At 34.0% G+C, this 6,470-nt stretch carries 5 protein-coding genes and 1 rRNA gene; 4 read left to right on the top strand and 2 right to left on the bottom strand.

Annotated features, from left to right (window positions below):
* Positions 1 to 370, bottom strand: a 16S ribosomal RNA gene (locus FLAPXU55_RS15885); the annotation flags it as partial.
* A gap of 434 nt (positions 371 to 804) precedes the next feature.
* Between FLAPXU55_RS15885 and FLAPXU55_RS15880 the strand changes: the two genes are divergently transcribed.
* The 3 genes from FLAPXU55_RS15880 (at position 805) to FLAPXU55_RS15870 (ending at position 3,230) form a co-directional block, all read left to right on the top strand.
* The gene (locus tag FLAPXU55_RS15880) at positions 805 to 1,719 is read left to right on the top strand and encodes an AraC family transcriptional regulator (RefSeq protein WP_180859328.1); all 915 of its coding nucleotides are present in this window, start codon (positions 805 to 807) and stop codon (positions 1,717 to 1,719) included.
* A 78-nt stretch (positions 1,720 to 1,797) separates the two neighbouring features.
* Positions 1,798 to 2,604, top strand: coding sequence for an inositol monophosphatase family protein (locus FLAPXU55_RS15875; protein WP_180859327.1), 807 nt, complete (start codon positions 1,798 to 1,800; stop codon positions 2,602 to 2,604).
* Positions 2,604 to 3,230, top strand: coding sequence for an NAD(P)-dependent oxidoreductase (locus FLAPXU55_RS15870; protein WP_180859325.1), 627 nt, complete (start codon positions 2,604 to 2,606; stop codon positions 3,228 to 3,230). Before FLAPXU55_RS15875 ends, FLAPXU55_RS15870 begins: the two co-directional genes overlap by 1 nt.
* A gap of 82 nt (positions 3,231 to 3,312) precedes the next feature.
* Here the strand turns inward: FLAPXU55_RS15870 and FLAPXU55_RS15865 are convergent, their stop codons facing one another.
* Positions 3,313 to 4,593: a glycosyl hydrolase family 8 gene (locus FLAPXU55_RS15865; protein WP_180859323.1), complete on the bottom strand. Its 1,281-nt coding sequence runs from the start codon at positions 4,591 to 4,593 to the stop codon at positions 3,313 to 3,315.
* Positions 4,594 to 4,981: 388 nt separating this feature from the next.
* Between FLAPXU55_RS15865 and FLAPXU55_RS15860 the strand changes: the two genes are divergently transcribed.
* Positions 4,982 to 6,445 (top strand): MFS transporter, encoded by a 1,464-nt coding sequence (locus tag FLAPXU55_RS15860; protein WP_180859321.1) that lies wholly within the window; start codon positions 4,982 to 4,984, stop codon positions 6,443 to 6,445.
* The last annotated feature ends 25 nt before the right edge of the window (positions 6,446 to 6,470 follow it).

Below are 6,470 nucleotides of genomic sequence, written 5' to 3'. Positions count from 1 at the left end.
CCATTGTCCAATATTCCTCACTGCTGCCTCCCGTAGGAGTCTGGTCCGTGTCTCAGTACCAGTGTGGGGGATCTCCCTCTCAGGACCCCTACCCATCGTCGCCTTGGTAAGCCGTTACCTTACCAACTAGCTAATGGGACGCATGCTCATCTTTCACCGTTGTGACTTTAATTATAAAGTGATGCCACTCCATAATACTATGAGGTATTAATCCAAATTTCTCTGGGCTATCCCTCTGTGAAAGGCAGATTGCATACGCGTTACGCACCCGTGCGCCGGTCTCTAAATCCGAAGACTTATACCCCTCGACTTGCATGTGTTAAGCCTGCCGCTAGCGTTCATCCTGAGCCAGGATCAAACTCTTCATCGTATATTTTAATATTATTATTCGATGCTTTATCTAGTGGTTCTTTTCAAATCTTACGATTCTATTACTCTTATTTTGTTGTTCCGATTTGCATCGGAACGGCTGTCAATTCAATATGTCTACGAACGTGTATTTCTTTTTATCTTCGCTTGTGTTTCAAAGCGGGTGCAAAAGTAGTGAGTTTATCAGCATTTACAATACTTTTTATCGCTTTTTTTTCAAATATTTTAGCAACTTTTTCTTAACTCTCTGATAACATTAAGTTTGCGTGGTAACTTTTTTTTTAAAACCTTTAAGGTTTTTCTTGTTTTTATTATTTTTCAGCAAAAAAAATATTTTTAAAAACAATATGTCTGCATGTTTCGTAACAAATATTCTGTTTTTAAGCGAGACTTGTTAGCTTTTTTTATTTCGTTTAGGAATGAAATCTGAAACATTTGATCTTTTTAATCTCTATTTTTGCAAGCAGTATAAATGATACTATTATAAGCTTGAAAAATCAAAATCAAAACATTCAACAATTTGAACTCCCACCTTCTGCAAGAGCAGGAATTATTATTGTTAATATGGAGGATAAAGAGATAGAGAATCACGACATCTCTAAACCTCATCGGGATGATCATTGTCAATTAATGTTCGCCTTAAACGGAAAGTTTAAATTAAATATTGATTTTGAAATTATAGAATTTTCCGGACCTGCCTTACTTTGTATCTTTCCTGAAGAAGTACATCATATTATATCAGTAAGAGACCCGAAAGGATGGATGATTAGTTTTGATTCATCACTGGTTAATAAAGAGCTCCTGCAGCTACTAGAGAATAAAATCAATAATCCATTTTTATTACGAGAAGAATCTCCCTTTTTTCAACAGCTTACAATCCTGATGGATTTAATTGAAAAAGTGCAGTCTGAAAATACAAATAGCTACATTCAAAAAAGTATTCATTCTTTATTAAATGCACTTCTAAATTTAATTTCAGGAGAACTCGTTTCTAATTTACCTCTTAATAAATCTAAAGAAAGTCGCAGTATTATCATTAAGGAAGCTTTTATAAAACTAACAAAAGAACATTATAAAACATGGAAACAGCCAGCACAGTATGCTTCGGCTCTTTCTATTTCGGCTGCACATTTAAATGATACTGTAAAATCATTAACGGGAAGTCCGGTTTCGGCTCATATTCAAGAAGCATCAATAATGGAAGCCAAAAGACTTCTTTACTTTACAGACAGCAGCGTAAAAGAAATTGCTTATCAGGTTGGTTATGACGAGCCTGTTTATTTTGGAAAACTTTTTAAAAAGCTAACCAATCTTACTCCTCTTGAATTTCGGAAAAAATTCCGTGATTAGGACTATCCTTCCCTTCATTCAAACTACATTAAAGATCATCCTCTAATTAATTTTGCATTGTAATTAATATATAATGATATGCAAAACGAAATCAATATCCCAATTATACTCGATGCAGTACGAAAAGTAGGGAACGTCTTTTTAAAAGACTATAAGCAAAATGCGATTCCACAAACTATGGATGAGCTTTTACAAAAATTAGAAGATATCGATACTTTGTGTCTGAGCTCTTTAAAAGAAGATTTAGCGCTACAGTATCCAAATATTCCCTGGCATATAGGCGACGAGTTTGATACCGATTCACAAAGAAATCCATCAGATAATGAAGAGTACTGGCTTTGCGATGCCATGGATGGTGCCATACAATATGTTCAGCATATTGCAGGATGGACAATAAACCTGGCACTTATTCGTCATGGAAAACCTTTATTTTCTGTAATTTTTGATCCATTGGCTAATGAAATGTTTTGGGCAAAAGATGGTGAAGGCGCATTTATGAATGGCAGATTACTTGAACTTAGCAACAAGACAGATCAGTCAGTTATGCTTGCTGTTTTTGAATATGGACATCAGGACAAATCAGATAATGATTTAAATAAAAAAATAGGTACTACGGTCACTAATTTGATTCAGAATTTTGGAATTGTTAGAAATTACGGACCACACGGATTGCAATTGGCTTATGTTGGTGCAGGCAGGATTGATTTGTTTGTTCAGGAAGATCTCGACACTTATAACTGGATTGCAGGATTGCTTATTGCCAAAGAAGCTGGTGCCGAAATCATAACAACGACAGGAACTCCATGGAAATGGGGAAGTGAAAGCCTGCTTGTGGCACAAAAAAGTATTACTGAAAAATATCTGCAAATTAAATCAACAAACTAATGAATATAGCAATTATTGGAGCCGGAGCAGGAATTGGACTGGAATCTGTTATACTAGCTCTTAAAAAAGGCCACATTGTAACGGCATTATCAACAAATACGGATCACCTTCCAAATCACCCCAATCTTATTAAAATAAATGGCAGCGCTACATCGCTAATAGATTTAAAACATGCCATAACTGGATCTGATGCGGTACTTATAACCGTTGGAACAAAAAATAAAAAAGCAACTACCTTATTTTCTGATATTGCCAATGCATTGGTTAAAGTTACTAATGATTTAAAATTCTCTTCGCCAGTTTTGGTAATTACAGGTTTTGGAGCGGGAGAAAGTAAAAATTATTTGAGCTTTTTTATGCGAACGGTCATTTCGTTATTCCTAAAAGACCAATACATCAATAAAACAGTAATGGAAGAAATAATTACCAAAAGTACTATGAAATGGGAAATCATAAGACCTGGAATGCTTACCAACGGAAATGCACAGTCAACTTACAAAACAATATCAAAACTTCAAAAAGGAATGAAAGTTGGAAAGATTTCAAGAGTCGATGTTGCTCAATTTTTAATTACTGAAGCAGAAAATCCATTGAGGCTTTATCAATATGTTGCTCTAACAAATTGATTATAAAAAGGAGTAACAGCACAAATACTGTTACTCTTTTTATATACAAAAGAAAATTCAAAAGAGAATTTTGTTTAAAAAGCTATTTTATTTCCGGAGTTATTATTTGATATTTTCCGCTGAGATGCATTAGACTAAAAAGACACATTAGCCCGTCATAGTAAGGATCAAAATAACCATCTTCATAAGGCTCGAGTTTAGCATTCCAGACAGCATGAACAAAATCCATACTTGATTTATCTTTATTTACCAGCGATGCCGTCGCTGCTGTCGCTACTAACCCAATTGAATGTCTTAGTTTTTTTACCGAACCTGCCTGAAGGATAAAGTCAGGTGTAGAACCATCCAGATTAAACTGATCTTCATAAGTATCTAGTCCTTTTGATCTAAGAAAATTTTGAAATCGTTCGGCATAATCTTCCTGCCATTTTTTATCTTTTCCATACCACGTATAATCCATTGCAATATTCATAGGAACACGCCAGGAATCATAACGAAATCCGGGCGGCATCCAGGGCGTTGGATGTGGCTCTCCATTAAATTCGGTATAATCTGAATTTAGACCTGTTAGAGGATGACAGGCTTTATGTAAAAAATTACGCGAAACATCGGCACATTCTTTATAAAACTGTTCATGGCCGTCTTTGGCATATAATGCCCAGATTTCGTAAAATGCAGGAACATGATAAGAAGGATCAGTCCAATTGTAGCCGCCTCCTTCCGGTACAAAAGAAATCTGCTTATGTTCGGTATTTATAATATTATAGATATTCCCTGTACCGTCTTTTTTCCACATGGCATCTAATATTCTTCTGGCTTCTTTGTAATAATTTATTCCTGTATCATTGCCCCATTTATTTGAAGCAAAGAGCAGACTTGTTATATAATATAATTCCCCATCAGATGCAGAACCGGGAGAATTTTGTTTTTTGGTCTGCGGATCTACACTCCATGCAAAATAAGCTTCTCTTGGTCCGTCCTGATGCTGCATGTATTTGACAGACCAGCGCCAGAGACGATCAAAAACTTCTTTTTTGTTGAGCTGAACAGCAACCATCATTCCGTATGACATCCCTTCGGTACGGGCATCTTTATTTTTTACATCAGAAACATATCCTAACGAATCTCCTTCTTCAAAATATACTTTATTTGGCCCTTCAAAAACATCATAATAAGCTTTCGTTAATTTCTTATCAATATCAATTTGACTATAACCTGCTGCTGCAAAAAGATTACGGTATTGAGGTTTATCTGCCTTGTTTTTGTTTTGACTAATGGTAAAGGCCGGAATAAAGGCAAAAAAGATAATAAAAAGTCGGATTTTAATCAAATATTCATTTGTAATAATCTGATATACAGTCATATTTTCTGGGTTTATTTGTTAGTCTTTTATAATAATTTAAATATACACAAAAACAACAAATACACAACTGGTTGTGTAAAAATAATATCAATAATTAAAAGACATAAACATCAAGTATATGTCATAATATAGAATATAAAAAACAACTGGTTGTGTTCATGATCATCATTTAATAGATTTACTTAAAACAAACTCATGCTTCAAATATGTTAATATAGGCTTCAAAAATGATACACATTTTTTCAACTTTCAAGCTATTTTTACATTAAACATTCCATGTCAGATAGAGCAAAATGAAGTGTTATTTTTTTATAGAAATGCGCCTCAAAAATAATCTGCAATTAATATAACAGGATATAAACCTGTAAAAAGCAATCCTTAAATATTTATGAGTAATACATCCCAAAAGCTTTCTATACTAGAAAAAACAGGTTACGGTTTAGGTGATTTTGCAGCGAATTTGATTTTTCAGACTCTGCTGACTTTTTTAGCTTTCTTTTACACAGATGTATATAAAATTCCTGCTGGAACTGCAAGCGTTATTATTTTTACAGGAGGTTTTATTGGTGCTTTTTTTAATATCATTATGGGCGTTATTGCTGATCGTACTCAAACGCGATGGGGAAAGTTCAGGCCTTGGATATTATGGACTGCTTTGCCTTTTGGAATTGCCGCTGTGCTTTCTTTTTTAACTCCGGATTTTGGATTAACGGGTAAAACAACTTATGCATTACTGACTTACTTTTTTTTAGTCTTGCTTTATTCAGCAAACAATTTGCCGTATGTTGCTTTAAGCGGTGTTTTAACAGGTGATATGAAAGAACGAAATAGTCTTTCCTCCTATCGCTTTGTTGCTGTTATGATAGCTCAATTTATAGTTCAGTCGCTTTTACTTCCCTTTGTTTTAATTTTAGGAAATGGAGATAAAGCAGTTGGTTTTAAAAACACCATGATACTATTTGCTTTTGTTGGGATAATTTGTTTTTTGATTACTTTTTTTACTACCAAAGAAAGAATCATTCCTGCAAAAAACCAGGAATCATCTGTGAAGCAGGATTTTATCGATTTGTGTAAAAATGGTCCGTGGTTGGTTATATTACTAGTTACTATTTTGGTATTTATAACTTTGTCTTTAAAGGGCGGTATGTATGTTTTTTACTTTAAATATTACTTAGATCCTGCCGCTCTGACTCTTTTTTTGAATGATATTGGTTTTACAGCTTTTATTGAAAGAGTAAATAATTCCTTAAAAGCAATGGATTTTGTAGATCTTCAATGGCCTAAAGATGCTCCAACTTCTGCTTTTAGCCTTTTTAATGGCGGAGGAATTATTTTTATGATATTCGGAATCCTGTTTTCAAAATCTCTTGCAGATTCATTTGGTAAAAGAAATATTTATATCGCTTTCATTTTCTTATCTGCTTTGAGTTTACTGCTTTTTAATTTTTATAGCAGAACCGCTATTGCAATGGTTTTTTTAACCCAATTATTGCATGGATTTATTTATGGCGTAACCATTCCTTTATTGTGGGCTATGATTGCTGATGTGGCTGATTACAGCGAATGGAAAAACAACCGAAGAGCTACTGCTACTGTTTTTTCGGCTATGATTTTTGGATTAAAAATCGGAATAAGTATTGGCAGTGCTTTAGGTGCCGCTTTTTTATCAAAGTATGGTTATGTAGCCGAAGAAGTCAATCAGGTTCCGGCTGCTGTTGAAGGGATTAAACTTTCAATAAGTATTTATCCGGGCTTTATATTTATTATAAGTGCAGTTCTGTTATGCTTTTATGTAATAGATAAAGAAATGGAAATTCAAATTGAAACAGATTTGAAGGAAAGAAGGGTATAGATTTTAGATTTTAGAATGTAGATTT

The organism is Flavobacterium panici, assembly GCF_903819335.1.
Classification (GTDB): Bacteria; Bacteroidota; Bacteroidia; order Flavobacteriales; family Flavobacteriaceae; genus Flavobacterium; species Flavobacterium panici.
The sequence above is the reverse complement of the archived record's forward strand: the minus strand, read 5'-3'. Positions and strand labels throughout refer to the sequence as shown.

Excerpts from the sequence above, each read along its gene's own strand:
- FLAPXU55_RS15875 (WP_180859327.1), top strand. The coding sequence starts at position 1,798 with ATGCAAAACGAAATCAATATCCCAATTATACTCGATGCAGTACGAAAA.
- FLAPXU55_RS15870 (WP_180859325.1), top strand. The coding sequence starts at position 2,604 with ATGAATATAGCAATTATTGGAGCCGGAGCAGGAATTGGACTGGAATCT.
- FLAPXU55_RS15860 (WP_180859321.1), top strand. The coding sequence starts at position 4,982 with ATGAGTAATACATCCCAAAAGCTTTCTATACTAGAAAAAACAGGTTAC.
- FLAPXU55_RS15865 (WP_180859323.1), bottom strand. The coding sequence starts at position 4,593 with ATGACTGTATATCAGATTATTACAAATGAATATTTGATTAAAATCCGA.